The 26,510-nt window shown below is 70.8% G+C and carries 23 protein-coding genes, 1 tRNA gene, 1 pseudogene and 1 riboswitch; of the genes and pseudogenes, 17 read left to right on the top strand and 8 right to left on the bottom strand.

What is annotated here, in order from left to right:
• Window positions 1-29: 29 nt before the first annotated feature.
• From QFZ74_RS12895 to QFZ74_RS12875, 5 genes are all read left to right on the top strand, one after another.
• Window positions 30-857, top strand: a complete 828-nt coding sequence (locus QFZ74_RS12895) for a glycoside hydrolase domain-containing protein (RefSeq protein WP_307620958.1) — start codon at window positions 30-32, stop codon at window positions 855-857.
• 64 nt (window positions 858-921) lie between these two features.
• Complete coding sequence (locus tag QFZ74_RS12890; RefSeq protein ID WP_307620957.1) at window positions 922-1,251, top strand: hypothetical protein; 330 nt, start codon at window positions 922-924, stop codon at window positions 1,249-1,251.
• Between the two features lie 160 nt (window positions 1,252-1,411).
• Entirely contained in the window at window positions 1,412-1,933 is a 522-nt protein-coding gene (locus QFZ74_RS12885) for a hypothetical protein (RefSeq protein WP_307620956.1), read from the top strand.
• A gap of 123 nt (window positions 1,934-2,056) precedes the next feature.
• The gene (locus QFZ74_RS12880; RefSeq protein ID WP_307620955.1) at window positions 2,057-2,713 is read left to right on the top strand and encodes a SurA N-terminal domain-containing protein; all 657 of its coding nucleotides are present in this window, start codon (window positions 2,057-2,059) and stop codon (window positions 2,711-2,713) included.
• A gap of 120 nt (window positions 2,714-2,833) precedes the next feature.
• On the top strand, window positions 2,834-3,829 hold the full coding sequence (locus QFZ74_RS12875) for a nucleoside triphosphate pyrophosphohydrolase (protein WP_307620954.1): 996 nt from the start codon (window positions 2,834-2,836) through the stop codon (window positions 3,827-3,829).
• Window positions 3,830-3,897: 68 nt separating this feature from the next.
• Here QFZ74_RS12875 and QFZ74_RS12870 read toward each other — a convergent pair whose 3' ends face one another.
• Window positions 3,898-5,178 (bottom strand): cytochrome P450, encoded by a 1,281-nt coding sequence (locus tag QFZ74_RS12870; RefSeq protein WP_373462379.1) that lies wholly within the window; start codon window positions 5,176-5,178, stop codon window positions 3,898-3,900.
• Window positions 5,179-5,377: 199 nt separating this feature from the next.
• On the opposite strand from QFZ74_RS12870, the gene QFZ74_RS12865 reads away from it, so the two are divergent.
• From QFZ74_RS12865 to QFZ74_RS12830, 8 genes are all read left to right on the top strand, one after another.
• A complete protein-coding gene (locus QFZ74_RS12865) occupies window positions 5,378-6,424 on the top strand; it encodes a transglycosylase family protein (protein WP_307620952.1) in 1,047 nt (348 codons plus the stop codon).
• Window positions 6,425-6,622: 198 nt separating this feature from the next.
• Window positions 6,623-6,791, top strand: a riboswitch (cyclic di-AMP (ydaO/yuaA leader).
• A 4-nt stretch (window positions 6,792-6,795) separates the two neighbouring features.
• Window positions 6,796-7,512, top strand: coding sequence for a transglycosylase family protein (locus QFZ74_RS12860; RefSeq protein WP_307620951.1), 717 nt, complete (start codon window positions 6,796-6,798; stop codon window positions 7,510-7,512).
• Window positions 7,513-7,798: 286 nt separating this feature from the next.
• Window positions 7,799-9,085, top strand: coding sequence for a phosphopyruvate hydratase (eno, locus tag QFZ74_RS12855; RefSeq protein WP_307620950.1), 1,287 nt, complete (start codon window positions 7,799-7,801; stop codon window positions 9,083-9,085).
• Window positions 9,086-9,244: 159 nt separating this feature from the next.
• Window positions 9,245-9,721, top strand: coding sequence for a septum formation initiator family protein (locus tag QFZ74_RS12850; protein WP_307620949.1), 477 nt, complete (start codon window positions 9,245-9,247; stop codon window positions 9,719-9,721).
• 162 nt (window positions 9,722-9,883) lie between these two features.
• Window positions 9,884-10,441, top strand: coding sequence for a DUF501 domain-containing protein (locus QFZ74_RS12845; RefSeq protein ID WP_307620948.1), 558 nt, complete (start codon window positions 9,884-9,886; stop codon window positions 10,439-10,441).
• On the top strand, window positions 10,438-11,379 hold the full coding sequence (locus tag QFZ74_RS12840; RefSeq protein WP_307620947.1) for a Ppx/GppA phosphatase family protein: 942 nt from the start codon (window positions 10,438-10,440) through the stop codon (window positions 11,377-11,379). The genes QFZ74_RS12845 and QFZ74_RS12840 overlap by 4 nt, the downstream gene beginning before the upstream one ends.
• A gap of 479 nt (window positions 11,380-11,858) precedes the next feature.
• Window positions 11,859-13,274 carry an NAD(P)/FAD-dependent oxidoreductase gene (locus tag QFZ74_RS12835; RefSeq protein ID WP_307620946.1) on the top strand — a complete coding sequence of 472 codons (1,416 nt, stop codon included), beginning with the start codon at window positions 11,859-11,861 and terminating at the stop codon, window positions 13,272-13,274.
• Window positions 13,275-13,477: 203 nt separating this feature from the next.
• Window positions 13,478-14,764 (top strand): cyclopropane-fatty-acyl-phospholipid synthase family protein, encoded by a 1,287-nt coding sequence (locus QFZ74_RS12830; protein ID WP_307620945.1) that lies wholly within the window; start codon window positions 13,478-13,480, stop codon window positions 14,762-14,764.
• 119 nt (window positions 14,765-14,883) lie between these two features.
• Here the strand turns inward: QFZ74_RS12830 and QFZ74_RS12825 are convergent, their stop codons facing one another.
• A complete protein-coding gene (locus QFZ74_RS12825) occupies window positions 14,884-17,358 on the bottom strand; it encodes an ABC transporter permease (RefSeq protein WP_307620944.1) in 2,475 nt (824 codons plus the stop codon).
• A 38-nt stretch (window positions 17,359-17,396) separates the two neighbouring features.
• A complete protein-coding gene (locus QFZ74_RS12820) occupies window positions 17,397-18,206 on the bottom strand; it encodes an ABC transporter ATP-binding protein (RefSeq protein ID WP_307620943.1) in 810 nt (269 codons plus the stop codon).
• A gap of 365 nt (window positions 18,207-18,571) precedes the next feature.
• On the opposite strand from QFZ74_RS12820, the gene QFZ74_RS12815 reads away from it, so the two are divergent.
• A tRNA-Leu gene (locus QFZ74_RS12815) sits at window positions 18,572-18,655 on the top strand.
• 207 nt (window positions 18,656-18,862) lie between these two features.
• Window positions 18,863-19,705 (top strand): Bax inhibitor-1/YccA family protein, encoded by an 843-nt coding sequence (locus QFZ74_RS12810; RefSeq protein ID WP_307620942.1) that lies wholly within the window; start codon window positions 18,863-18,865, stop codon window positions 19,703-19,705.
• A 69-nt stretch (window positions 19,706-19,774) separates the two neighbouring features.
• Here QFZ74_RS12810 and QFZ74_RS12805 read toward each other — a convergent pair whose 3' ends face one another.
• Complete coding sequence (locus tag QFZ74_RS12805) at window positions 19,775-20,002, bottom strand: DUF4287 domain-containing protein (protein ID WP_307620941.1); 228 nt, start codon at window positions 20,000-20,002, stop codon at window positions 19,775-19,777.
• Window positions 20,003-20,149: 147 nt separating this feature from the next.
• On the opposite strand from QFZ74_RS12805, the gene QFZ74_RS12800 reads away from it, so the two are divergent.
• A complete protein-coding gene (locus QFZ74_RS12800) occupies window positions 20,150-20,461 on the top strand; it encodes a hypothetical protein (RefSeq protein ID WP_307620940.1) in 312 nt (103 codons plus the stop codon).
• A gap of 42 nt (window positions 20,462-20,503) precedes the next feature.
• On the opposite strand, the gene QFZ74_RS12795 is transcribed toward QFZ74_RS12800, so the two are convergent.
• The 3 genes from QFZ74_RS12795 to QFZ74_RS12785 form a co-directional block, all read right to left on the bottom strand.
• A complete protein-coding gene (locus QFZ74_RS12795; RefSeq protein ID WP_307624133.1) occupies window positions 20,504-21,331 on the bottom strand; it encodes a hypothetical protein in 828 nt (275 codons plus the stop codon).
• Between the two features lie 283 nt (window positions 21,332-21,614).
• Entirely contained in the window at window positions 21,615-22,835 is a 1,221-nt protein-coding gene (locus QFZ74_RS12790) for an acetyl-CoA C-acetyltransferase (protein ID WP_307620939.1), read from the bottom strand.
• A 320-nt stretch (window positions 22,836-23,155) separates the two neighbouring features.
• A complete protein-coding gene (locus tag QFZ74_RS12785; RefSeq protein ID WP_307620938.1) occupies window positions 23,156-24,181 on the bottom strand; it encodes an SGNH/GDSL hydrolase family protein in 1,026 nt (341 codons plus the stop codon).
• A 161-nt stretch (window positions 24,182-24,342) separates the two neighbouring features.
• Here QFZ74_RS12785 and QFZ74_RS12780 point away from each other — a divergent pair, with 161 nt between their 5' ends.
• Window positions 24,343-25,734: a cystathionine beta-synthase gene (locus QFZ74_RS12780; RefSeq protein ID WP_307620937.1), complete on the top strand. Its 1,392-nt coding sequence runs from the start codon at window positions 24,343-24,345 to the stop codon at window positions 25,732-25,734.
• Window positions 25,735-26,064: 330 nt separating this feature from the next.
• On the opposite strand, the pseudogene QFZ74_RS12775 reads toward QFZ74_RS12780, so the two are convergent.
• Window positions 26,065-26,501, bottom strand: a pseudogene (locus QFZ74_RS12775) (hypothetical protein).
• Window positions 26,502-26,510: the final 9 nt, after the last annotated feature.

The following is a 26,510-nucleotide window of genomic DNA, read 5'->3' as shown; positions in this document are numbered from 1 at the left end:
GTGCGCCGTCATCGTGAATGGGGTGGGGATTGTCCAGTCACCGGTTGTCCAAGAAGGGCCGTTACGTCGCGTGGGCGACGGCCGGTGCCGCCGTCGTCGCGGGCGCCGGCATCGCGGCGCAGAGCTCGATGGCCGCCACCACGTGGCCGGCGCAGAAGACCTTCACCGGGCGCGCCTTCGACACCTGCACCGCTCCCTCCCTGAGTGCGATGAAGGCCTGGCACACCGGCTTCTACGGCGCGGCCGCGGTCTACGTCGGCGGCCAGAACCGCGGTTGCAACCAGCCCAACCTCACCGCGTCCTGGGTGAAGTCGGTCAACTCGCTCGGTTTCAAGCTCATTCCGATCTACGTCGGCGCCCAGCCGCCCTGCCAGACCAGCTCCAACCCCGAGAAGCTGACCGCCTCCACGGCCGCGTCCCTCGGTACGAGCGACGGCAACGACGCCGTGGCCAAGGCGGCGGCGCTCGGCATGACGGCCGGCAGCCCGGTCTACCTCGACATGGAGCCGTACGACATCACCAACACGGCGTGCAACGACGCCGTGTTGACGTACGTGCGCTCCTTCGACAAGGCGCTGCGCGCCAAGACGTACCGCAGCGGCTACTACGGCTTCACCAGCTCCAGCGCCAAGGCGATCGCCACCGCGACCGACAAGACGGACCTGCCGGGCAACCTCTGGTACGCACTGTGGGACAAGACCAACACCACGACGTCGGACTGGCCGTGGGGCTCCACCCAGTTCACCAACCACAGCCGTGGACACCAGTACATGGTCAACAGCAAGGAATCCCGCGGCGGTTACACGATCACCGTGGACCGGGACGCCTGGGACGCTCCGGTCGCCATCGTCGGCTGAGTTCGCGGCTGAGTCCGCCCAGACCCAATCCCTCCAACAGGGCCGTCGGACAAGAGGAGCAGCGATGAGCGTCGTCGTCACCGGGCCGGCACTCCGGCGGTTCGCCGCACGGGCGGGGGCGGCTGCGCTGCCCCTGCTCAGCCTCGGACTGCTGTGCCCCGTACCGTCCCTCCTCCTCGCCCTGCGGCGGCGCGGCCGCGGCGACTGGTGGGCCTTCGCGGGGTTCAGCGCGGTGCTGGCGGCCTGGATCGCCGAGCTCGCGCTCACCCCGGTCGACACGCACGGGGTGCTGTTCGCCGCCGACCTGCTGCTGATCCTGCTGTCGATGGCGGGAGCCTCGCTGCACGCGTGGAGGCTCTGGCCCGGGCCGGCGCGGCAGATACCGCAGCACTGATACGTACGAGCACTGATACGTACGTGGGCACGAAAGCAGGCAAGCAACAGTGACCAAGCAGGTCCGACAGGTGTCGCAGGCGCGTTCCGCCCGGCAGGCAGAGACAACGACGGGGCGGCTCGCCGCAATGGGGCGGGCCGCGGTCGTGTGGCTCCGGTCGTTGAGCGGACGAACCATCGCGCTGGCGGGCGGCGCGCTGATCGTCGTCGCCGCCCTTGTGGTGGGCGGCTACCTCCTCTTCGGGGGTGACGACCGGCCTCCGATCCCCGACACGCGCGCGCGGCACTACACGGAGGTCGACGCCTGCCTGCTCACCGGCGAGAAGGGCATCGCCGCGGGAACGCCGGCCGCCACGGTCTGGCAGGGCATGCAGGACGCCTCTCTCAAGACCCACGCGCGCGTGAGCTACACATCGGTGATGGGGGAGCAGAGCACCGGCAACGCGCGGCCGTTCCTCAACGGAATGCTCCAGCGCTCCTGCGAGGTCGTGCTCGCCGTCGGCCGGCCCGAGGTCGCGGCGGTGGGGCAGACCGCGCCGCAGTACCGGAAGGTGGGCTTCGTCCTCGTCGGCGGCAAGGCCGACACCAAGGGCGGCGAGAATGTGGCTGCCGTTCGTGTCGGCCACGGCCTGCGCGCCGCCGTCGCCGCCTCCGTGGAGCGGGCGGTGGACGCGAGAGGCTGAGGAGCGGTACCCGAACACCCCGGGAATCGTTGGTCGAATGGGTTGGCCGGAGCCGGTCCCCTCTCTACCATCGATCATCGCAAGACCTTGTGCACCGTCGCACAATCTCCTCGGGAGGTCTCCTTGCACCGCCGCCGTCGCACCGCGCTCGTCCTGTCCGCCGCGATCCTCGCGGCGGGCCCCCTGCTCACCGCCTGCGGCAACGACGCGCATCCGGGCGCGGCAGCCGTCGTCGGCGGACAACGGATCTCCGTCTCCCACCTGGAGAGCAGGGTCAACGAGGTACGCCGCGCGCAGCGGGCCGCGGTCCCGGACGAGGCGCAGTTCCAGCAGGTCCTCGCCTCCACCAGCGGCCTCACCCGCGACACCCTGCACAACATGGTCCTCGACCAGGTGCTGCGCCGCGCCGCCCGTGACCACGGCGTGAGCGTGACCCGCAAGGAGATCCAGACGATGCGCACCGGCCTGGAGCAGCAGGCCGGCGGCGCGAAGGCGCTGGAGACGACCTGGCTGCAGAAGTACGGCATCGCCCCGCGCCGGCTCGACGACAACCTCCGCCTCCAGCTGGAGGCCCAGAAGCTCGCGCAGAAGCTCGGCACGGACACCACCCAGCCCGCCTTCTGGAAGGCCCTGTCCACCGCGTCCGACGAACTCCGCATCGACGTCAACCCGCGCTACGGCACCTGGGACGCGGCCAAGAGCAGCCGCGTGGACGCGAAGACGCCCTGGCTCCGGGAGGTCTCCTCCGGCGGGACGCAGCCGCAGGCGGCGTTCGGGTAGAGGCCCCCGTCCCGGCCCTCCGGCGATCACTGGTCGCATGTTGTCCGATGAGTCTGATGATCGGCTCGTGCCTGTGGACGACTTCCGAGGCCGGCGGTCGGTGTGCGTTACGTTCGAGGCGTGAACACCACCAGCCTCGAAGGCTCCGCCCAGGAACCGGGCCCGGACAGCGCCCCCGGCCGCATCGTCCTGCTCACCACCAGCCACCGTGTCGCCCCCGGCCTGCTGTCCTGGCCCGCCTGGCAGGCCCTGCGCACCGCCGACCGCGTGCTGTGCGCGGACAGCGCGCATCCGCAGCTGCCGTATCTGCGCGAAGCCGGCATCACCGTGGACGAGGCGTCCCCGACCGCGCAGGAGGTGGTGGACGCCTGCACCGGCGGGCACACGGTGGTGGTCGTGGCGACGGGCGAGGGCGAACCGGTCCTCACGGACGGCCTGGCCCGCATGGCCGGCTCCGGCCGCGTCCAGATGCCCGAGCTGGAGCTGCTCCCCGCCTCCTACGACCTGCCCGGCGCCCGCCTCCTCGACCTTGTCCAGGTCATGGACCGGATCCGCGCCGAGTGCCCCTGGTCGTCCCGGCAGACCCACGAGGGCCTGGCGAAGTACGGCATCGAGGAGGCGTACGAACTCGTCGAGGCGATCGAGGCCGGCGACCGCGACGAGCTGAGGGAGGAGCTGGGCGACGTCCTGCTCCAGGTCGTCTTCCACTCCCGTATCGCCGAGGAGGACTCCGAGGAGCCGTTCTCCATCGACGACGTGGCCGGCGGCATCGTCGCCAAGCTGATCCACCGCCACCCGCACGTGTTCGGCGACGAGTCGGCGGAGACGCCCGAGGACGTCAAGGAGCACTGGCTGCGCACCAAGGCCGAGGAGAAGCAGCGCGCCTCGGTGACCGACGGCGTCCCCCTGGGCCAGCCCGGCCTCGCCCTCGCCGCGAAGCTCGCCTCCCGCGTCCGGACGGCCGGACTGGACGTGCCGCTGCCGAGCGGCGAGGGCGTCGGCTACGAGCTGCTGGCGCTGGCGGCGCGGGCCGAGGCGGCGGGCGTCGACCCGGAGGCGGCCCTGAGAGCGGCGGCGCGCGCCTACCGGGACGCGATCAGGGAGGTGGAGGGGTGATATCGATCGGACGAGGCCCCGAGTCCATACGGCTCACGGCTTATGGCTCACGGCTCGATTGAGGCCCGTCACTCGGACGTGAACCGCACCGGCAGCTCCCGCAGCCCCCGCATGATGAGGCCGCCGCGCCAGCGCAGTTCGGCCGGGTCGGCGGCCAGCTCGATGTCGGGCAGCCGGCGCAGCAGCGTCTCAAGGGCGGTGCGGCCTTCGAGGCGGGCCAGGGGTGCGCCGAGGCAGTAGTGGATGCCGTGTCCGTACCCGAGGTGGGGGTTGTCGCTGCGGGAGAGGTCGAGCGTGTCCGGCTCGGTGAAGCGGGCGGGATCGCGGTCGGCGGCAGCGAGGACCACCAGGACCGGGTCGCCCGTGGCGATCCGCTGGCCGCCGAGGGTGAGGGGCTCGGTGGCGAAGCGCCAGGTGGCCAGCTCCACGGGGCCGTCGAAGCGGAGCAGTTCCTCGATCCCGGTGTCGAGCAGCGCGGACTCGCCGCGCTCGATCGACTCCTGGAGGCGGGCGCGCTGCTCGGGGTGGCGCAGCAGGGCGTACATGCCGTTGCCGATGAGGTTGATGGTCGTCTCGAAGCCGGCGAACAGCAGCACGAAGCACATCGCGGCGGCCTCGTTCTCGGTGAGGTGCTCGCCGTGGTCGGAGGCGCGGATCAGGCCCGAGATGAGGTCATCGCCTAGGTCGCCGCGCTTGCGGTGGATGAGGTCGGCGAGGTAGCCGCGGATCTTCTTCACCGACCGGGCGACACCACCGCGCGGACCGCCGCCGTGCCGGATCATCATCCCGGCCCAGTCGCGGAAGTCGTCCTGGTCCTCGCGCGGGACGCCGAGCAGGTCGCAGATGGCGTAGATGGGGAGGGGGAAGGCGAACTCGTGGATGAGGTCGGCCTCGCCCCGGGAGGCGAACCGGTCGATCAGATCGTCCGTCAACTCCTGGACGCGGGGCTCGAATTCGGCGACGCGGCGCGGAGTGAACGCCTTGGAGACGAGCCGCCGCAGCCGGGTGTGGTCCGGCGGGTCGATGTTGAGCAGATGCGTCATGAGGTTGGCACTGCGCTCGCCCGGAATGCCGGTCTTGCTCTTGCCGTGCGCGTCCTCGGCATGGTGCTCGGGGTTCTTCGACAGCCGCTTGTCCGCGAGCGCCTGGCGGGCGTCGGCGTACCGGGTCACGAGCCAGGCCTCGACCCCGCTGGGCAGCCGCGTCCGGTGGACCGGGGCGTGCTCGCGCAGCCAGGCGTAGGCCGGGTAGGGATCGCTGGCGAATTCCCAGGTGAAGAGTTCGGGGGCGGTGTTCGGGGCGTTCACAGCACGACCGTAACCGGAGCGGACGGGCGTCCGCGCGGGCATGGAGAGGGGGTGACGGAGTCCGCTGTATCCGGATATCGGCGGCCGGTGGGGGATTGTGTGGGAGGCGCTGTGATCTTCACGTGATCTCTGCGCATCGAACTTGTGACTAGTGATCGTGTGCCTATACGTTCACTCGTCAGCGCGGCACGTGCGCCTTTTTCGCCGCGCCGGTCAACGCCGTCGCACGAAAGGCTTCCGCATGATCTCCGGGAACGGTCGTCACCGTCGCCCCCGTCAGGCTCCGGCTCTCCTCGTCGCGGCCGGAGTGACCGGCTCTGCCATCGCCATCCCCCTGCTCGGCGCGGCCAGTGCCAGCGCGGCGGACGGCACGACGTGGGACAGGGTGGCCGACTGCGAGAGCGGCGGCTCCTGGAGCGCCAACACGGGCAACGGTTACTTCGGCGGCCTTCAGATGTCCCAGGAGGACTGGGACAAGTACGGCGGCGGTCAGTACGCCACGAGCCCCGACGAGGCCAGCCGTTCGCAGCAGATAGCCGTGGCCGAGAAGATCCTCGCCGACCAGGGCACGAAGCGCTGGGCGACCTGTGCCCTGCTCTACGGGCTCAGCAGCGACTCCAGCTCGGTCCACGTCGACACCGGCGTCTCCAAGGATGGTTCGTCCCAATCCGGCGATTCGTCGGATTCCTCGGACTCATCCGGCTCCTCCGGCTCGGACGGTCTGCTCGGCTCGCTGCTGTCGCCCGGCGAGACGTCCGGATCCGACTCCGGCGGCGACTCCGGCTCCCGGGGTGAGAGCTCCGCGTCCGATTCCGCGTCTCACGCCTCGCCGTCGGACTCGCACTCACCGAGGGGTGACGCGGCAGTCGGTGACGGCTCGACCGACTCCGATAATGCGGGCAAGTCCGGCAAGTCGTCGTCTTCCGGTGCGAAGAGTGAGGCGCGGACGGGCGACGGTTCGCCCTCGGTCTCCCGTGGCGCCGAAGAATCCGACAACGCGTGGCGCAGTGGCAGCACTTGGAGCCTGGTCGACACCGGGTCGGTCGGCGGCGGGCGGCACCGTGGCGTCAGCGCGGAGGAAAGCGGGACGAGTGACGCGAAGGGGGTGAATGCTCACTCCGCCGGGCGGCACGCCTACACCGTCCGCGAGGGTGACTCCCTCGCGTCCATCGCCGACTCCCTTGACGTGGACGGCGGATGGCGCGCGCTGTACGCCGGCAACAAGAAGGTCATCGGCGACGACCCGAGCCACATCGCCCCCGGTCAGACCCTGCATTTCGATTCCTGAACGGGCGAAATGGGGCGGGAGTTGACGCCCCGTTTAGGCGTTAAATGTCCCGTTTGGTGAAAGTGTGGGATGAGTCTCAGAAGCCCTGATCGTCTTTGGAATTCGGCGGATCGCGTGTCTACGGTCATGTCCGCTCGTCACCACGAGCCCCGGCTGCCGCAACGCCGAGTCCTGCCAGCGGCCGTACGGGAACAGTCGTCGCGTCAAGCGCCGTAGGCAGGAGCGGGGGACCCAAGGTAAGTGCCGGAACCGGCAGTTGATGCCGTGACCGGCTCGGGGTGAAGCCATGTCCCGTGAGGGATGTGGCCGGGCAACTCAACCGGCCCGAACCCGACAGCTCACCTCGCAGGCGTCGGTGAGGGGATCGATCCATGCTGTTTTCCAGCAAGGGCAAGCACCGCCGTCCGGCCAAGGCCATCCGCGCCCTCGCACTCGCCGGCGTCGCCGGCACCGCCGTCGCCGCTCCGCTGATGGCGGCCGGCAACGCCTCCGCCGCCACCGCCTCCGAGTGGGACGCCGTCGCCCAGTGCGAGTCCGGCGGTAACTGGTCCATCAACACTGGCAACGGCTTCTACGGCGGTCTGCAGTTCTCCGCCTCCACCTGGGCCGCGTACGGCGGCACGCAGTACGCCGCCACCGCCGACAAGGCCACCAAGTCCCAGCAGATCGAGATAGGCGAGAAGGTCCTCGCCGCCCAGGGCAAGGGCGCCTGGCCGAACTGCGGCACGGGCCTGTCGAGCACCCCGTACAACGGCGGCACCTCCGGCAGCACGAGCACCAGCACCGGAACCGGCACGAACGCGGGCACCAGCACCAGCACCCCGGACACCACCGCCCGCGCCGCCGAGCCGCAGGCCGCCACGCGCTCCACCGACCGCCCGGCCGCGAGCAAGACCGTCAGCACCCCGACCGGCAAGAAGGTCAAGAAGGGTGACGGCGAGTACAAGGTCGTCAAGGGCGACACCCTCGGCTCGATCGCCGAGAAGCACAAGGTCGAGGGCGGCTGGAAGAAGCTGTTCGAGCTGAACAAGGACATCGTCGAGGACGCCGACCTCATCTACCCGGGCCAGCAGCTGCACCTGAAGTAGCAGCCGCCCCCCAAGTCTCCCCGCCCCGTGCGCATTCCCCCATGCGTGCCGGGGCGGGGTCTGCTTTTTCCGGTGCTCCCTGCTTCCGCCTCATGCTCCCCCGCCTGCACCCGCCCCCAGCCCCTTTGTTCCGCCCGGAAACAATGTGTACTACGGTCGCCGTGTCCAGGGGGCGGTCGGTCGGCCGACCCGCACCCCCGGGCGGTTAGGCTCTAGTCGCAGGGCACGGACCGGGCCATCGAGGCCCCCGCGCCCCGCACTCCCAGCGTCACATCCCAAGAAGGAGATGCTCGTGCCGTCCATCGACGTCGTCGTAGCCCGGGAAATCCTGGACTCCCGAGGCAACCCCACGGTCGAGGTCGAGGTCGGCCTCGACGACGGCAGCACGGGTCGTGCCGCCGTTCCGTCCGGCGCCTCCACCGGCGCCTTCGAGGCCATCGAGCTCCGCGACGGTGACCCCAACCGCTACCAGGGCAAGGGCGTCGAGAAGGCCGTCCTCGCCGTGATCGAGCAGATCGGACCGGAGCTCGTCGGCTACGACGCCACCGAGCAGCGCCTGATCGACCAGGCCATGTTCGACCTGGACGCCACCGACAACAAGGGCTCGCTCGGCGCCAACGCCATCCTCGGCGTCTCCCTCGCCGTCGCCCACGCCGCCTCCGAGGCCAGCGACCTCCCCCTCTTCCGCTACCTGGGCGGCCCGAACGCGCACCTGCTGCCCGTTCCGATGATGAACATCCTGAACGGCGGCTCGCACGCCGACTCCAACGTGGACATCCAGGAGTTCATGATCGCGCCGATCGGCGCGGAGTCCTTCTCCGAGGCCCTGCGCTGGGGCGCCGAGGTCTACCACACGCTGAAGAAGGTCCTGAAGACCAAGGGCCTGTCCACCGGCCTCGGCGACGAGGGCGGCTTCGCCCCGAACCTCGGCTCCAACCGCGAGGCCCTCGACCTCATCCTCGAGGCCATCAAGCAGGCCGGGTACGTCCCCGGTGAGCAGATCGCCCTCGCGCTCGACGTCGCCGCCTCCGAGTTCTACAAGGACGGCAAGTACCTCTTCGAGGGCAAGGAGCGCTCCGCCGCCGAGATGACGGAGTACTACGAGCAGCTCGTCGCGGACTACCCGCTCGTCTCCATCGAGGACCCGCTGTTCGAGGACGACTGGGCCGGCTGGAACGTCATCACCGAGAAGCTGGGCGACAAGGTCCAGATCGTCGGCGACGACCTCTTCGTCACCAACCCCGAGCGCCTGGCCCGCGGCATCGAGGAGGGCTCCGCGAACGCCCTGCTCGTCAAGGTCAACCAGATCGGCTCGCTGACCGAGACCCTGGACGCCGTCGAGATGGCCCAGCGCAACGGCTTCAAGTGCATGATGTCCCACCGCTCCGGCGAGACCGAGGACGTCACCATCGCCGACCTGGCCGTCGCGGTGAACTGCGGCCAGATCAAGACCGGCGCCCCGGCCCGCTCGGACCGCGTCGCCAAGTACAACCAGCTGCTGCGCATCGAGGAGATCCTCGACGACGCCGCGGTGTACGCCGGCCGCAGCGCCTTCCCGCGCTTCAAGGGCTGAGCCTTCCCGCACGTCCGCTTTGCGGACCATCGGGCACAGCAAGGGCTGACCCCTTCCGGCTGAGCCGTTAGGCAAGGCTTCGCCAGTCGTACGTACGTCCCCGTACCGGTCCCGTACCGTGTGCGGGGACGTACGCGCGTGAAACGGGAGGCGGGGAACATGGCTGTGAAGGACCGGGACCGGTTCTCCACCGCGACCAGGCTGCGGCTGCTCGGCGAGCAGACGGCGGCCCGTGTCTACCGCTCCCAGACCAAGCGCCAGGCCCGCCGCTCCCGGCTCACCGGCCGCGCGGCGCTGCTCGCGCTCGTCCTGTGCTCGCTGATCGTCGCGCTCGCCTATCCGATGCGTCAGTACGTCTCCCAGCGCGCCGAGATCGCCGACCTCAAGCGCCAGCGCGAGCAGGCCAGGGAGCGCGTCGAGCAGCTGCGCGACCTGAAGGCGCGCTGGCAGGACGACGCGTACGCCGAGCAGCAGATCCGCCAGCGGCTGCACTACGTGCGCCCCGGCGAGACCGGATACGTCGTGATCGACCCGGGCGCCGCCCAGCGGGCGCGCACCGACGAGACGGCGGCCGACCGCCCCTGGTACGCGAACATCTGGGACGGGGTCGACAAGTCCGACGCCTCGGACCGGTGAGCCCGGCACACTGGTGAGACCAGCCGCGTGGCCGGCCCCCACGGTGCCGCAGCCCCCCCGCGGCCCCTCGCAGCACTGACAGACCCGCAGCACTGACAGACCCGCAGCACTGACAGACCCGCAGTACTGACAGACACAGAGAAAGACAGCCTGAAGACAGTCATGGAAACGCCTCCGCCGCCCACTCCGCGCACCGAGCCCACCGACGCGGACGTCGAGGCCTTCAAGCAGCAGCTGGGACGTCCCCCGCGCGGGCTGCGGGCCATCGCGCACCGGTGTCCGTGCGGACAGCCGGACGTCGTGGAGACGGCCCCGCGGCTGCCCGACGGCACGCCCTTCCCGACGCTCTACTACCTGACGTGCCCGAAGGCCAACTCGGCCATCGGCACGCTGGAGGCCGGCGGCGTCATGAAGGAGATGACGGAGCGTCTGGGGACCGACCCCGAGCTGGCCGCCGCGTACCGCGCCGCGCACGAGGACTACATCCGGCGCCGCGACGAGATCGAAGAGCTCAAGAACTTCCCGAGCGCGGGCGGCATGCCGGACCGTGTGAAGTGCCTGCACGTACTGGTCGCCCACTCGCTGGCCGCCGGACCGGGCGTGAACCCGCTCGGCGACGAGGCCCTCGCGATGCTGCCGGAGTGGTGGCGCAAGGGCGCCTGCGTGACGCTCGCGTCGGACGACGCCTGCACCGCCCAGGCCGAGGAGGAGGCCCAGTGACCCGTGTCGCCGCCATCGACTGCGGTACGAACTCGATCCGGCTGCTCGTCGCCGACGTGCAGCCGGAGACCGGTGAACTGATCGAGCTGGACCGGCGCATGACCATCGTGCGGCTCGGCCAGGGCGTCGACCGCACCGGACGGCTCGCCCCCGAGGCGCTGGAGCGCACCTTCGCCGCCTGCCGCGAGTACGCCGAGGTCATCAAGGAGCTCGGTGCCGAGCGGCTGCGCTTCGTGGCCACCTCCGCCTCCCGGGACGCCGAGAACCGCGACGACTTCGTCCGCGGTGTCCTCGACATCCTCGGGGTCGAGCCCGAGGTGATCTCCGGCGACCAGGAGGCCGAGTTCTCCTTCACCGGCGCCACCCGCGAGCTGACCGGCCGCGCGGACCTGACCAGGCCGTACCTGGTCGTGGACATCGGCGGCGGTTCGACCGAGTTCGTCGTCGGCGACGACCACGTCCGCGCCGCCCGCTCCGTCGACGTCGGCTGCGTGCGGATGACCGAGCGGCACCTGGTGCACGAGGGCGCGGTCACCGACCCGCCCACCGAGGAGCAGATCGCGGCCATACGGGCCGACGTCGAGGCCGCCCTCGACCTCGCCGAGGAGACCGTGCCGCTGCGCGAGGCGCACACGCTGGTGGGGCTGGCCGGCTCGGTCACCACGGTGTCGGCGATCGCCCAGGAGCTGCCCGAGTACGACTCCGCCCGCATCCACCACTCCCGCCTCTCCCGCGAGCGCGTCCGCGAGATCACCGAGTGGCTGCTGCACTCCACGCACGCCGAGCGGGCCGCGGTGCCCTCGATGCACGCCGGCCGCGTCGACGTGATCGGCGCCGGTGCCCTCGTCCTGCTCGCGATCATGGAGCGGATCGGCGCCGAGGAGGTCGTCGTCAGCGAGCACGACATCCTCGACGGGATCGCCTGGTCGGTGGCCTGACCCGGTCGTCCGCAGGGGGACTTCGGACCCTGGAGCCCTCGGCCGGCGGTGCGCGACGCACCGCCGGCCGAGGGCTTTTGCGGCACTTGGGCGGGGTGCCGGTGACGCCCCGTCGGAAACCTTCGTGAAGTTCTTCACAAGGAATTCCGCCCGAGAGGTCGATCGGAGGTCGATCGGAGGTCGATCGGGCGGGCCGATTGACCCATAGGAGGGCTCAATGGCCGTCGAGGTGCGCTCAGGCGAGCGTTTCGGCGGTGTTGCGGGAGGGTGTCGGCGAAGGGGCGCGAGGGGGTCCATCGGAGGGCCAATCGGACGGATCGGCAGCTCAGGGGCCATTGACAACGGTGTGTGCCGGGTGGCGGTTCCCTGCCGTGAACATGATCTGGGTCACGCGGGCCGCGGAGTCTAACACAGCCCTTACATAAGCTTGTGAAGGGGCGCACGAGCGACCCCCCTGGGGCGGGTGGATACTCGATGGCATGAGCACCACGGAGCGTCCCAGGATCCTCGTAGTAGGCGGTGGGTACGTAGGCCTGTACGCGGCTCGGCGCATCCTCAAGAAGATGCGCTACGCCGAGGCGACCGTCACGGTCGTCGACCCGCGGTCGTACATGACCTACCAGCCCTTCCTCCCCGAAGCCGCCGCCGGCAACATCTCCCCTCGCCATGTCGTCGTCCCGCTGCGACGCGTGCTGCCGAAGGCGGAGGTCCTCACCGGCCGGGTCACGACCATCGACCAGGACCGCAAGGTCGCCACCATCGCCCCGCTGGTGGGCGAGGCGTACGAGCTGCCCTTCGACTACCTGGTCGTCGCGCTGGGCGCCGTCTCCCGTACCTTCCCGATCCCCGGTCTCGCCGAGCAGGGCATCGGCATGAAGGGCATCGAGGAGTCCATCGGCCTGCGCAACCACATGCTCGAGCAGCTCGACAAGGCCGACTCCACGACCGACGAGGAGATCCGCCGCAAGGCGCTCACGTTCGTCTTCATCGGCGGTGGCTTCGCGGGTGCGGAGACCATCGGCGAGGTCGAGGACATGGCCCGGGACGCGGCCAAGTACTACAAGAACGTCTCGCGCGACGACATGCGCTTCATCCTCGTCGACGCCGCGGACAAGATCCTTCCCGAGGTCGGCCCCAAGCTCGGCCAGTACGGCAAGGAGCACCTGGAGAGCCGCGGTGTGGAGATCTACCTCTCCACCTCGATGGACTCCTGCGTCGACGGCCACGTGGTGCTGAAGAACGGCCTCGAGGTCGACTCCGACACGATCGTGTGGACGGCGGGCGTCAAGCCCAACCCGGCGCTGGCCCGCTTCGGTCTGCCGCTCGGCCCGCGCGGTCACGTCGACTGCGAGCCGACCCTCCAGGTCGCGGGCACCGACTACATCTGGGCCGCGGGCGACAACGCCCAGGTGCCCGACATGGTCGGCCGCCGCGCGGGCAACCCCAACGCCTGGTGCCCGCCGAACGCCCAGCACGCGCTGCGTCAGGCCAAGGTGCTCGGCGACAACGTCATCGCCGGCATGCGCGGCTTCCCGCAGAAGGAGTACGCGCACGCCAACAAGGGCGCGGTGGCCGGTCTCGGCCTCCACAAGGGCGTCGCGATGATCGTCCTGGGCAAGACGAAGATCAAGGTCAAGGGCCGTCTCGCCTGGTACATGCACCGTGGCTACCACGGTCTGGCCATGCCGACCTGGAACCGCAAGATCCGCATCTTCGCCGACTGGACGCTCGGCATGTTCCTCAAGCGCGAGGTCGTGTCGCTCGGCGCCATGGAGAAGCCGCGCGAGGAGTTCTACGAGGCGGCCAAGCCCGCGCCGGTCCCGGCCGCCGCCGGTGCCGACAAGAGCGAGGCGAAGGCCGAGGCGAAGACCGACGCCAAGGTCAAGGCCTCCTGACCTCAGGTCGTACCGACAGCCCGAAGGGGCCGCCCGCCATCCGTGGTGCGGGCGGCCCCTTCGGCGTACACGGGACTGCGGCGACTGATCTTCGGTGACTGACTGCACGGCGGGGCGTACGGCGGGGAATGAGGTGGACGGGCACGATCGTTTCCCGAACGACCGGAACCTGTGGGCCTGTTCCTTTCACGGAGGTGTGCGCCATGGCCGACGCCGCGTGGCGGCTGACGAGTCTTGCCGAGCAGTTGCTGGGAGTGCCGCTCCCGGTGCGTGTCCGCGCCTGGGACGGTTCGGAGGCCGGGCCACCCGGCGCACCGACCCTGGTCCTGCGCAACCGGCGCGCCCTGCGCCGAGTGCTGTTCAAGCCCGGCGAACTGGGCCTCGCCCGCGCCTGGGTCGCCGGTGACCTGACGATCGAGGGCGACCTGTACGAGGCGCTCGGCCTGATGTCCGGGCTGGTGTGGGAGCGCGAGGACGGCGGCCGCACCCCCCTCCAGGCGCTGCGCGACCCCGAGGCGCGCGCCGCCGTGCGCCAGCTGCTCAAGCTGGCCGGACCCCCGATCCCGCCCGCGCCGCCGCGCGAGGAGGTCCGCCGCAGCCGCCATCTGCACACCCGGCACAGCGACCGGCGCGCCATCAGCCACCACTACGACGTCGGCAACGACTTCTACGCACTCGTCCTCGGCCCGTCCATGGTGTACTCCTGCGCCTACTGGCAGGTCGGCGGGAGCCTGGAGTCGGCCCAGCGCGACAAGCTCGAACTCGTCTGCCGCAAACTGGGGCTGACGCCTGGTCAGCGGCTGCTCGACGTGGGCTGCGGCTGGGGTTCGATGGCCATCCACGCGGCCCGCGAGCACGGCGTGCACGTCGTCGGTGTCACCCTCTCCCAGGAGCAGGCGGCGTACGCCCGTAAGCGCGTCGCCGACGAGGGGCTGACCGACCGCGTCGAGATCCGCGTCCAGGACTACCGGGACGTGACCGACGGCCCCTACGACGCGATCTCCTCCATCGGCATGGCCGAACACGTCGGCGCCGAACGGTACCTGGAGTACGCGCACGACCTGTACGCCCTGCTGAAGCCCGGCGGACGGCTCCTGAACCACCAGATCGCCCGCCGCCCGCAGGGCGACGAAGAGGAGTACCACGTCGACCGGTTCATCGACTCCTACGTCTTCCCCGACGGCGAGCTGGCCCCGCTCGGCACCACCGTGACCCAGTTGGAGCGTGCCGGTTTCGAGGTCCGCGACGTGGAGTCGATCCGCGAGCACTACGCCCTCACCCTGCGCCGCTGGGTCGCCCGTCTGGAGGCCGACTGGGACCGCGCGGCACGGCTCGCCGGTGCGGGCCGCGCCCGGGTGTGGCAGCTGTACATGGCGGCCTGCGCGCTCGCCTTCGAGCGCAACCGCATCGGCGTCAACCAGGTGCTGGCGGTGCGTACGCCCGAGTCCGGTGACTCCGGGCTCGCGCTGCGGTCGCGCACCTGGAACTGAGCACGCACGAGGCCCCGCTCCCTTCCGGGAACGGGGCCTCGGTCTGTGTCTCGATCCGCGTGCGGCTACTCGGACTTGATGGATGCCAGCATGTTCAGGCGTGCCGCCCGGCGGGCCGGTCACAGCGCTGCCAGCACGCCGACCACCCCGGCCAGCAGCAGGAAGAGCGCGATCCGGCCCCAGGGCAGGACCAGCTCGTACGTCGGCATCTTCGTGCCCAGCAGCTCACCGGCCGCCCAGCCGAAGAACACCCCCAGGCCGATGCCCAGGACGCCGCCGAAGAGCGAGATGACCAGGGACTCCAGGCGCACCATCCGCTTGACGGACCGGCGGTCCAGGCCGATCGCGCGGAGCATGCCGATCTCCTGCGCGCGCTCGAACACCGACATGGCCAGGGTGTTGATGACACCGAGGACGGCCACGAGCACCGCCATGGCGAGCAGTCCGTAGACCATGTTCAGGATCAGGGTGAACATCCGCGCGATGGAGTTGGACAGGTCCTTCCTGTCCTGGACCTGGATCGCCGGGTTGGAGCCGAGGGCCTTCTCCAGCCGGTCCTTGTTCGCGCCGGTCGCGCCGCCCGCCGTCCTGACCAGGACCCGCATGTCGGCGGAGGCCGTCTGGTGCGGGCTCAGGGTCGTGTTGTCGATCAGGATGCCCCTGATCATGGCGATGCTCTCGTAGAGCCCGGCGACCGTCAGCCGCTGCGACCTGCCGTCCCGGTAGTGGACGGTGAAGGTGGAACCGGCCTTCCAGTGGTGCTTCTTGGCGGTGTGCTCGTCGACGACGATCCGGGCGCCGCCGACCTCGAAGGAGCCGTCGGCGACGCTCAGGTCGGTCAGCCTGCCGATCGCCGGGCCGGTGACGCCGGTCAGGTACTCGGTCTTCCGGCCGATGCGGGCGGGGGCGTTGCGCAGCGGGCTGCTGGCGGTGACCCCGTCGGTCGCGGCGAGCTTCTTGCCGACGTCGGGGGAGAGCATGGTGCCGTTGGCCATCGACACCACGTAGTCGGCGTGGATCGCCGAGGCGGCCATCTTGTCGATCGACGTCTGGAGGCTGCCCGCCATCACCGTCATGCCGGTGATCAGGGTGAGGCCGATCATCAGCGCGGAGGCGGTGGCGGCCGTACGGCGCGGGTTGCGGACCGCGTTCTGGCGGGCCAGCTTGCCCGAGACGCCGAAGACGCGCAGCAGCGGGGCGGCGGCCGCGATCAGCGGGCGGGACAGCAGCGGGGTCAGGATGAACACGCCGATGATGAGCAGGACCGCGCCGAGTCCCATCGGGCCCTGGCCGTCGGAGCCGTCCATCGTCGTGGCCGCCACGACCACGGCCGCGCCCGCGGCCGAGAACAGCGCGCCGATCGTGTTGCGCAGCACCAGCGACTTGGTGGTGGCCGCCGCGTGCAGGCTGCTCATCGCGGCGACCGGCGGGATCCTCGCGGCCCGGCGGCCCGGGATCCACGCGGCCAGCATGGTGACGACGACGCCGACCACGAGCGCGGCGGCCACCGTGGCGGGCGCGAGGACCAGCGGCCCGTCGGGCACCGTCGCGCCGAACGAGCCCATCAGCGAACGCAGTCCGGCGCCGATGCCGATGCCGGCGGCGAGACCGGTGACACCGGCGACCGTGCCGACCACGAACGCCTCGATCAGCACCGAGCGGGTGACCTGGCGGCGGGAGGCGCCGACCGCGCGCAGCAGGGCCAGCTCCTTGGTGCGCTGGGCGACCAGCATGGTGAAGGTGTTGGCGATGATGAACGTGCCGACGAACAGGGCGATGCCCGCGAAGACCAGCAGGCCCTGACGCAGCCCGCTCATGCCGGAGGCGATCTGCTCGGCCTGGTCGTCGGAGAGCTTCTCGCCGGTGGCGGTCTTCACGAGATGGGCGGGCAGCGCGTTGTCGAGCTGCGCCTTCAGGGCGTCCTGGCTGGTGCCGGGCTTCGCCGTGACATCGATCTCGTCGTACGTGCCCTGCTTGCCGAAGAGCCGCTGCGCGGTCGCGGTGTCGAACAGGGTGAGGCTGCCGCCCGCGGCGACGTTGCCGTCGTCCGTGGTGAAGATGCCGCTGATCCTCGGCTTCAGGACCGGGCCGTCGACGGACAGGCGCACGGTGTCGCCGACCTGGTAGCCGGCGCGCGCGGCGGTGTGGGAGTCGATGGCGACCTGGTGCGGGCCGTGCGGGGCGGCGCCGTCCTTCAGCGGGTACCGGGAGTCCTTGGCGCCCCAGTAGTTGCCGCCCTGGGACTGCCAGCCGCCGCCGATCAGCTTGCCGTGCCGGTCGGCGATCGCGGTGAAGCCGTTCACGACGCCGACGGCGGAGGCGGCGCCGGGCACCTTCGCGCTCGCGTCGAGCTGGGTGCGGGTGAGCGCGGCGGGCTCGCCGAGGGCGTTGCCCCCGGCCTTCCCCGCCTTCGGCGTCACGGCGACGTCGACGCGGTCGAAGCCCTTGGCGGAGCTGGTGCGGTAGGCGTCGGAGATGGTGTCGGTGAAGACCAGGGTCCCTGACACGAACGCGACGCCGAGCATCACGGCGAGCACGGTCATCAGGAGCCGGGCCTTGTGCGCGAGCACGTTGCGCAAGGCGGTGCGGAACATGTGTTGTCTCAGTCCAGAGCTACGAGTCGTCAGGAAGGTCAGCTGGTACGGCCCTTGGCGTCGAACCCGGGGGTCCCTGGGGTCTGGGGGTTCCCTCCGGAAAGACCCAGCATGCGGTCCAGCACCGTCTCCGCCGTCGGCTCGTGCACCTCGTCGACGACGCGGCCGTCCGCCAGGAACACCACGCGGTCCGCGTAGGACGCGGCCACCGGGTCGTGGGTCACCATCACCACGGTCTGCCCCAGCTCCCGCACGGAGTTGCGCAGGAAGCCCAGCACCTCGGCGCCGGAGCGGGAGTCGAGGTTTCCGGTCGGCTCGTCACCGAAGACGATGTCCGGCCGGGAGGCCAGGGCGCGGGCCACGGCGACGCGCTGCTGCTGGCCGCCGGAGAGCTGCGCGGGCCGGTGGGAGAGGCGTCCCGACAGGCCCACCATCTCGATGACCGTGTTCAGCCACTCCTTGTCCGGCTTGCGGCCGGCGATGTCCATGGGGAGCGTGATGTTCTCCAGCGCGGTCAGTGTCGGCAGCAGGTTGAACGCCTGGAAGATGAAGCCGATCTTGTCCCGGCGCAGCCGGGTCAGCTGCTTGTCCTTCAGCGAGCCCAGCTCGGTGTCCCCGATCCGCACGGACCCGGAGGAGAACGTGTCGAGGCCCGCGACGCAGTGCATCAGCGTGGACTTCCCCGATCCGGACGGCCCCATGATCGCGGTGAACTCGGCCTGCCGGAAGTCGACGGAGACCTGGTCGAGGGCGACCACCTGGGTCTCACCCTGCCCGTAGATCTTCGACAGCTCCGTGGCGCGTGCGGCCACGGCGGTGGCTTTGCCGGCGAGGGGTGTGATGGTCACGGAAGAGGGCTCCTGTCGGGGCGGCGGTTTCGGGGACGTCGTCCATCGTCTCCTCCGTCCGCGCGCGGGACGTCAGCCGCTGTTCCGGTTCCGGGGGCCGACTGCGGTCTGAGCGCGCGGCGCCGCCTCATACCTGGGGATGACGAGAACGGGGGGAGCCCCCTTCTTCGGACGGTGAAATTCCGTCATTCCCCGTACGAGCGCCCCCCTCGCACGCAACGCTGGTGGCAAGTGCGGACGGCTCATACCGTGGTCTGATGCTCCCTCAGACATCAATAAAATAAGACAACATCGGGATCTCTCGCCGGCAGCCAGGCAGAGGTATCCCGATAGGCTCGGAGCCTCGACAGCGGAGCCCATGGCCTGCCCGGATGGTGGAATAGCAGACACGGCGAGCTTAAACCTCGCTGCCCCTCGCGGGCGTACCGGTTCAAGTCCGGTTCCGGGCACCTTCCCCTGCCGCTTCCCTCTCGTTCTCCTCGCCCCCGGCGGCCCCTTCGGCGCGCGCGAGGATCTCCCTGGCCGGGAATCCGGCGCCCGCGTACCGTGTTGCCCGGCAGAGCGAGGGAAAGATCCTCCCCACGGAGGACTGTCCCTCCTTTGCCAATCCATTACCCTTGAGCCAAGGCCGCGCAGGGTGGCCATGGAGGAGCGACATGAGGAGCAGCAACCCGGTCTTCTCGCGACGGGGGTTCAGCCGCGACGCCGGCTACGCGGGCTTCGGCACCGCGCCGCAGGCCGGGTACGCCCAGGGCAACCCCTACGCGACGAACCCGTACGCCCAGCAGGGCCAGCAGTACGCCCCGCCGCAGGCCCCGGTCTCCACCGGCGGGATGACGATGGACGACGTCGTCATGCGCTCGGCCACCACGCTCGGCGTGGTCGTCCTCGGCGCGGTCCTCGCCTGGGCCCTGCTGCCGGTCTCGCCCGGGAGCTACGGCCTGGCGATCGGCGCCGCCCTGGTCGCGATGGTCCTGGCCGTGATCCAGAGCTTCAAGCGCACCCCGTCGCCCGCGCTCATCCTCGGCTACGCCGCCTTCGAGGGCGTCTTCCTCGGCGTCATCAGCGAGATGTTCAACACCGCGTGGAGCGGCGCCCCGTTCCAGGCGGTGCTCGGCACCATGGCGGTCTCGGGCGCGACCCTGCTCGTCTACAAGGCGGGCTGGATCCGCGTCACCGCGCGCTACGCCCGCATCGGCATGGCCATTGCCCTCGCGTTCATCGTGGTCATGGCGGTCAACCTGCTGCTGGTCGTGTTCGGCGTCGCCGAGGGCGGCGGTCTGCGCAGCATGGGCCCGCTGGGTGCGATCGTGGGCATCATCGCGATCCTGCTCGGCGCGTTCTTCCTGACGCTCGACTTCAAGCAGATCGAGGACGGCATCACCTACGGCGCCCCGCGCAACGAGGCCTGGCTGGCCGCGTTCGGCCTCACCATGACCCTGGTGTGGATCTACGTCGAGATGCTGCGCCTGGTGGCGATCTTCAGCAACAACGACTGACGCCGACCGTCACGACGAAGGGCCCCGGGCGCGAACCCGGGGCCCTTCGTCATGAGGTGGGGTGCGCGGCTAGCGCAGATTGCGCGCGGCCCTTCTCAGGTCGTGCTCGTGGATGATCGCCTTGGCGTGCCCGTACGCGAGGTCGTACTCGTGACGGAGCCAGCTGACCTTCTCCTCGAAGCGGAGGGCCGGGCCTTCCTCTACGGTGCGCAGCCAGTCGGCGATCTCACGACCGGTGCAGTGGGGGATGCGGGCGAGCAGATTGCGATGGGTCTCCTCGGAGAAGACTTGGGACATCGGCGCCTCCGGACGCTGTCGACGAAGCCGGTCTTCAGGGCCTCTCTTCCGGATCGTGCCGGGGTCGCGGGCGAAAGGCCCTAGGCCACCGTGCCTGAGCGCCGGTGCGTTGGCAACAGTCCCGGTGCGACGCGTTACGCTCACCGCGTGGTTGATACGACGCCCTTGGCCCGAGCAGTGGATCACTTCGCCGACCGGTTGCGGGCGGCGCCGCAGAGCCGTCTCCAGCGCGGGGCCGCCGCCGAGGCGCTGCGGTTGGCCAGGGAGTTGGCCGTGCGCGCCCAGCTCATCGAGGATCCGTCCGGTCAGCCGCGCGAGATGCCGGACGCCGGGATGTTCGCGGCCGCCGACCAGATCACCGTCGCCGGGCACGACTTGGCGGTCGTGCTGAGCACCGACGCCGGAGTCGAGGAAGCGGTGCGGCTGGTGGAGGAGGCACAGAAGCGCGCCGGTGTGTGAGGGGACTGCCGCGCGCCGGGGGGCGCGCGACCAGGACAGGCCCTAGAGCGAGGCTATGACCCGGTCGGCCAGGATGTAGACGCTCTCCTCGCCGCACGCGAACGTCAGCGTGTAGGCGCCGGATATGCCCGAGCCGCCCAGCAGATACGCGGTGTCGCCCGAGCGCAGCGTCGCCGCCAGGCGCTCCGCGGTCTCGCGGTGGCCCGGCGTCATGCACAGGGTGGTGCCGTCGGCGAAGACGTAGACGTCGAGGGTGCCCAGCGGTCCCGGGCGAACGTCGGTCAGCTCGACTCGCTCCTCGGCCAGCTGCTCCAGGGTGGCGACCGTGCGCTCGTGGTCGCTCACGACCGGGGACTGCACGGGGACGAAGTCGGGGTGCGAGGGGTGGCGGCGGCGGGCCGCGGCCAGCTCGGCCGACTCGCCCGAGGCGCCCTGCTGGAGGAAGTCCGTGAGTTCGTCGGGGTCGGCGGCCTGCTCGGTCACCGGCTCCAGCGGGTCCAGGCCCGCGAGATCGGCCTGCCGGGGCAGGAACAGCTCGCTGTCGGCCAGGCCCAGCAGCGTGGGCGCGTCGGAGATGTCCCGCGACTCCTGGGCGGCCCAGAACGCGCGCGCCTCGGCCAGCTCCCGCTCCCGCTCCTCGGCGAGCGCCTCGGCCACGGCCGCCCGGATCGCGGTGGCGTCGCTCGTGGTGGCGTCGCTCGTGCGCGCGGACGGCAGCAGCGCGCGCGTGGCGGCGGCGTGGCTCGCGGCGTTCTCGGCGAGCTGGGCCTGCAGGTCCGCGACCTGGCGGCGCAGTTTCAGAACGGTGCGCAGGACGGCGACACCCACGGCGCCGGTGGCGGCCGTGGTGACCAGCAGGGCTATGGGCATGACGCTCACGTACGAACTCCCTGGTTCAAAGTCGACCCCCGACTTCCTACATCAGCTTGAAGGGAGGACTAACCAGCTGTCAGTGCGTAACGTCACGAAACGGACAGGGGGTCGGCCCCAGGAGGGCCCCTCTCTCCGCGCTGACCTGCGCCGATGCTCCCCCGAGGGAGATAGGTCACATCCTGGGGGAGATTGGATCACGAATCGGCCCGGCGTCCGGGAGACTCCCGAAGGCCGGGCCGCAGGTCACGGTGGGTCCCGCGACGGTTACAAGGAGCGGTGCTCAGGAGAGGCGCTCGATGACCATCGCCATCCCCTGGCCGCCGCCGACGCACATGGTCTCCAGGCCGAACTGCTTGTCGTGGAACTGGAGCGAGTTGATCAGCGTGCCGGTGATGCGGGCGCCGGTCATGCCGAAGGGGTGACCGACGGCGATGGCGCCGCCGTTGACGTTCAGCTTGTCGAGGTCGATGCCGAGGTCCCGGTAGGAGGGGATCACCTGGGCGGCGAAGGCCTCGTTGATCTCGACCAGGTCGATGTCGTCGATGGTCAGGCCGGCACGGCGCAGGGCCTGCTGCGAGGCCTCGACCGGGCCGAGGCCCATGATCTCGGGGGACAGGCCCGAGACGCCGGTCGACACGATGCGGGCGAGCGGGGTGAGGCCGAGCTCGCGGGCCTTGGTGTCGGACATGATGACGACCGCGGCCGCGCCGTCGTTCAGCGGGCAGCAGTTGGCCGCCGTGACCAGGCCGTCGGGACGGAAGACCGGCTTGAGGCCGGAGACGCCCTCCAGGGTGACGCCCGCGCGCGGGCCGTCGTCCTTGCTGACGACCGTGCCGTCGGGGAGGGGCACCGGGGTGATCTCGCGCTCCCAGAAGCCGTTCTTGATGGCTTCCTCGGCGAGGTTCTGCGAGCGGACGCCGAACTCGTCCATGTCCTGGCGGGTGACGCCCTTCCAGCGGGCCAGGTTCTCCGCGGTCTGCCCCATCGCGATGTAGGCGTCCGGGACGAGGCCGTCCTCGCGCGGGTCGTGCCAGGTCGTGCCCTCCTGCTGCGCGACCTCGGCCGTACGGGCCTCGGCCTCGGCGAAGAACGGGTTGTGCGTGTCGGGCAGGCTGTCGGAGTTGCCCTTGGTGAAGCGGGAGACCATCTCGACACCGGCCGAGATGAAGACGTCGCCCTCGCCGGCCTTGATGGCGTGCAGCGCCATGCGGGAGGTCTGCAGGGACGAGGAGCAGTAGCGGGTGATCGTGCAGCCCGGCAGGTGGTCCATGCCCATCTGCACGGCGACGATCCGGCCCAGGTTGTTGCCCTGCTCGCCCCCGGGCAGGCCGCAGCCGAGCATAAGGTCGTCGATGTCCCTCGGGTCCAGTTCGGGGACCTTCGCGAGCGCGGCCTGGATGATCGTGGCGGTGAGGTCGTCCGGGCGCAGGTCCTTGAGGGAGCCCTTGAAGGCGCGGCCTATGGGAGAGCGGGCGGTCGAGACGATGACGGCTTCAGGCATCACGGCTCCATCGGCGTATACGTGACGGGGTGTCGGGTTGCTTGGAAGTTACCCGCACGTATGGTCCGGGTCACGGCTGTCGCGGTGTGACCCTGACCGCAATTTGCTAAGCGCTTGCTTTGGCCTCCGGCGGTCGGGCGGGAATCGTGCGGGTGCAGGGGGCGCCGTCCCAGGGAGCTCTGCCCCCTGGACCCCCGGGACCTATGCCCACCCGCCGCCCGACTCGGCGGGTTGAAGGGTTCACCTCCTGGCCCACCGCGAACGGGTGGTGGGTGGGCATTAGGCCGGGGGGCTGGGGGGGCGGAGCCCCCAGGTGTGGGTCATACCGACGGTGCCGTGGGGGCGGGGTCGGGTTCGGATACCCGGCGGCGCCTGCGGCGCTTCAGCAGGGCCCACGGGCCGCGCGGGCCCGTCGGCATCGCGGCCGTGACCTCCGTACCCGCCTCGGACGCGGCCTCGGCCGCCGCACGGGCCACCGGCAGGAAGCCCTCGCGCCGCAGGACGTCCGGGCGCTCCTCCTCCGCGGGCCACAGCCCCAGCGTGGCGCAGACGGTCGGCAGGACCGCCATCGCCGCCGTGGCGTAGCCCTCGGCGGAGGGGTGGTAGTTGTCGGGTCCGAACAGTTCGCGCGGGTTCGCCGCGAACTCGGGCCCGAGCAGGTCACCGAGCGAGACCGTCCGCCCGCCCTGCTCCACCACCCCGATCGTCTGGGCGGCGGCCAGCTGCCGGGAGGCTCGCCGGGCCAGCCAGCGCAGCGGCTGCTGCACCGGCTCGATCGTCCCCAGGTCGGGACACGTGCCGACGACCACCTCGGAGCCGGCCGTGCGCAGCCGCCGTACCGCCGACGACAGATGCCGTACCGAGCGCGTCGGCGGCATGCGATGGGTCACATCGTTCGCGCCGATCATGATCACGCAGACGTCCGGCATCGGTCCGGGCGGTGCGAGCACCAGGCCGACCTGCCGGTCCAGGTCGTCGGACTGCGCGCCCGGTAGGGCGACGTTGCGCAGCTGCACCGGATGCTCGGCCACCGCCGCGAGCCCGGACGCCAGCAGCGCGCCCGGCGTCTGTCCCGACCGGTGCACGCCCTGGCCCGCCGCCGTGGAGTCGCCGAGCATCGCCAGCAGCAGGGGCGGCTCGTCATGGCTGTCGTAGGCGTCGCCGTACAGGCCCTCCGCCGACGGGACGCGGCCGCTCGTGCCGTTGCCCACATGGCGCCGGGCCAGCTGCATCTCGGCCAGCAGCAGCCCGACGGCCGCCGCGCCGACCAATCCGACCCCGCCGCCGCCGTACGCCGCGCCGGCCGCGATCCGCCGGGCCACCCTCGCCCTCGACATGCTCGTCATACGTCGCCGCCACCTCCTCGTAGCCGTACATCCACTCCTTGCCCCGTACCGCCCGTCGCCCAATCTCGACGGGGAGTGAACGGGCGTTCCTCAGCCCTCCGGGGGCCTTAGGCTGGCGGCACCAGTACGACCACACTTTTTGCAAGCAACCGGAGACAACGGTGCAATTCCACGACTCGATGATCAGCCTCGTCGGCAACACCCCGCTGGTGAAGCTCAACAACGTGACCAAGGGCATCCAGGCCACCGTCCTGGCCAAGGTGGAGTACTTCAACCCGGGCGGTTCCGTGAAGGACCGCATCGCCCTGCGCATGATCGAGGCCGCCGAGGAGAGCGGGCAGCTCAAGCCGGGCGGCACGATCGTCGAGCCGACCAGCGGAAACACCGGCGTGGGTCTGGCCATCGTGGCCCAGCAGAAGGGCTACAAGTGCATCTTCGTCTGCCCTGACAAGGTGAGCACCGACAAGATCAACGTGCTGCGCGCATACGGTGCCGAGGTCGTCGTCTGCCCGACCGCCGTGGATCCCGAGCATCCGGACTCGTACTACAACGTCTCCGACCGCCTCGTGCGCGAGACCCCCGGCGCCTGGAAGCCGGACCAGTACTCCAACCCCAACAATCCCCTCTCGCACTATCACTCGACCGGCCCCGAGCTGTGGGAGCAGACGGAGGGGAAGCTCACCCACTTCGTCGCGGGCGTGGGCACCGGCGGCACCATCTCGGGCACCGGCCGGTACCTCAAGGAGATCAGCGACGGCCAGGTCAAGGTCATCGGCGCCGACCCGGAGGGCTCGGTCTACTCCGGCGGCTCCGGTCGCCCGTACCTCGTCGAGGGCGTCGGTGAGGACTTCTGGCCCACCGCGTACGACGGCTCGCTCGTCGACGAGATCATCGCCGTGTCCGACAAGGACGCCTTCCAGATGACCCGCCGGCTCGCCAAGGAGGAGGGCCTCCTGGTCGGTGGCTCCTGCGGCATGGCCGTCGTGGCCGCGCTGCGCGCCGCCGAGCGGCTCGGCCCGGACGACGTCGTGGTCGTGCTCCTGCCGGACAGCGGCCGCGGCTACCTCACCAAGATCTTCAACGACGAGTGGATGGCCGACTACGGCTTCCTGGAGGACGAGGGCCCCAGCGCCCGTGTCTCCGACGTCCTCAGCGACAAGGAGGGCGGCTCTATCCCGTCCCTCGTCCACATGCACCCGGACGAGACCGTCGGCCAGGCGATCGAGGTCCTGCGCGAGTACGGCGTCTCGCAGATGCCGGTCGTGAAGCCGGGCGCCGGCCACCCCGACGTGATGGCCGCCGAGATCGTGGGCTCCGTCGTGGAGCGCGAGCTGCTCGACGCCCTGTTCCACAACCGCGCCTCGCTGGAGGACCCGCTGGAGAAGCACATGGGTGCCCCGCTGCCGCAGGTCGGCTCCGGCGAGCCCGTCGCGGACCTGATGTCCGTGCTCGGTGCGGCCGACGCCGCGATCGTGCTGGTCGAGGGCAAGCCGAAGGGCGTCGTCAGCCGCCAGGACCTGCTCGCTTTCCTGGCCAAGGGCGAGAAGGCGTAGCGAACGCCGGGTGATGCCGGGGGACTTCGCGTAAGCGGTACGAGCACGTCACGTGCGTGCAGCACCCGCTTAACACGGCTCCGGCACAGTGAAGGCGTCGGCAGGGCGAGGGAGCACCCCCCGGGTGAGCACGGGGGAGGCCTTCCCGCCCGGCCGGCGCCGAACGGCGTCAGGACCTCCGGAGCGGCTCCCGGACCTCCATGGACGCCTCGGACGCGGGGACCAGGCCCGGCCGGCCGCCCTGCGTCCCGCACGGGGACCGCCGCCGTCCCGACCCCCGACACGGGGGGTGCGGCGGTCCCCGTGGTCATCTCCTGTCCGCCGGTCGGCTCAGTCCCGCCAGTCGTCGTCGGCCCCGGCCGCCTCGCGCCGGCCGCCGAACAGATGCGGGTGGGCGTGCGCCGCCTGGAAGGCGTTGACGCCGACGATGCCCGCCCAGGTGACGAGCAGGCCCGGAAGGTGGGCGACGCCAGCGCCGATCGCGGACAGGGGGACCGCCGGCACCAGCGAGACGATGCCGAATCCGAAGCGCTCGCCCCAGGAGTCGGATCCCTGCCCGCCGCGGGCGGCCTGGGCGTTGCGCGTCCGCTGCTCGGCGAACTGCCCGCGCAGCGGCGCTCCACCGCCCCGTCGATGCGCCGGTCGGCCTTCTCCAGGAACGAGTCGACCAGCGCGGACTCGTACTCCTCGCCCAGTTCCCCGCGGGCCCGCAGGGTGGCGTCGAGTTCCTTCTTCAGGTCGGTGTCCCGCGCGTCGATTCCGGTCATGCGGTCACG

Source organism: Streptomyces sp. V3I7 (assembly GCF_030817495.1).
GTDB lineage: Bacteria > Actinomycetota > Actinomycetes > Streptomycetales > Streptomycetaceae > Streptomyces.
The sequence above is the reverse complement of the archived record's forward strand: the minus strand, read 5'-3'. Positions and strand labels throughout refer to the sequence as shown.

Bases quoted from the DNA above. Each gene is read 5' to 3' on its own strand.
- QFZ74_RS12860 (WP_307620951.1), top strand. From the start codon at position 6,796: ATGCTGTTTTCCAGCAAGGGCAAGCACCGCCGTCCGGCCAAGGCCATC.
- eno (WP_307620950.1), top strand. From the start codon at position 7,799: ATGCTCGTGCCGTCCATCGACGTCGTCGTAGCCCGGGAAATCCTGGAC.
- QFZ74_RS12870 (WP_373462379.1), bottom strand. From the start codon at position 5,178: ATGCCCGCGCGGACGCCCGTCCGCTCCGGTTACGGTCGTGCTGTGAAC.
- QFZ74_RS12835 (WP_307620946.1), top strand. From the start codon at position 11,859: ATGAGCACCACGGAGCGTCCCAGGATCCTCGTAGTAGGCGGTGGGTAC.
- QFZ74_RS12805 (WP_307620941.1), bottom strand. From the start codon at position 20,002: ATGTCCCAAGTCTTCTCCGAGGAGACCCATCGCAATCTGCTCGCCCGC.
- QFZ74_RS12830 (WP_307620945.1), top strand. From the start codon at position 13,478: ATGGCCGACGCCGCGTGGCGGCTGACGAGTCTTGCCGAGCAGTTGCTG.
- QFZ74_RS12795 (WP_307624133.1), bottom strand. From the start codon at position 21,331: ATGCCCATAGCCCTGCTGGTCACCACGGCCGCCACCGGCGCCGTGGGT.
- QFZ74_RS12810 (WP_307620942.1), top strand. From the start codon at position 18,863: ATGAGGAGCAGCAACCCGGTCTTCTCGCGACGGGGGTTCAGCCGCGAC.
- QFZ74_RS12825 (WP_307620944.1), bottom strand. From the start codon at position 17,358: ATGTTCCGCACCGCCTTGCGCAACGTGCTCGCGCACAAGGCCCGGCTC.
- QFZ74_RS12850 (WP_307620949.1), top strand. From the start codon at position 9,245: ATGGCTGTGAAGGACCGGGACCGGTTCTCCACCGCGACCAGGCTGCGG.
- QFZ74_RS12790 (WP_307620939.1), bottom strand. From the start codon at position 22,835: ATGCCTGAAGCCGTCATCGTCTCGACCGCCCGCTCTCCCATAGGCCGC.
- QFZ74_RS12785 (WP_307620938.1), bottom strand. From the start codon at position 24,181: ATGACGAGCATGTCGAGGGCGAGGGTGGCCCGGCGGATCGCGGCCGGC.
- QFZ74_RS12845 (WP_307620948.1), top strand. From the start codon at position 9,884: ATGGAAACGCCTCCGCCGCCCACTCCGCGCACCGAGCCCACCGACGCG.
- QFZ74_RS12890 (WP_307620957.1), top strand. From the start codon at position 922: ATGAGCGTCGTCGTCACCGGGCCGGCACTCCGGCGGTTCGCCGCACGG.
- QFZ74_RS12865 (WP_307620952.1), top strand. From the start codon at position 5,378: ATGATCTCCGGGAACGGTCGTCACCGTCGCCCCCGTCAGGCTCCGGCT.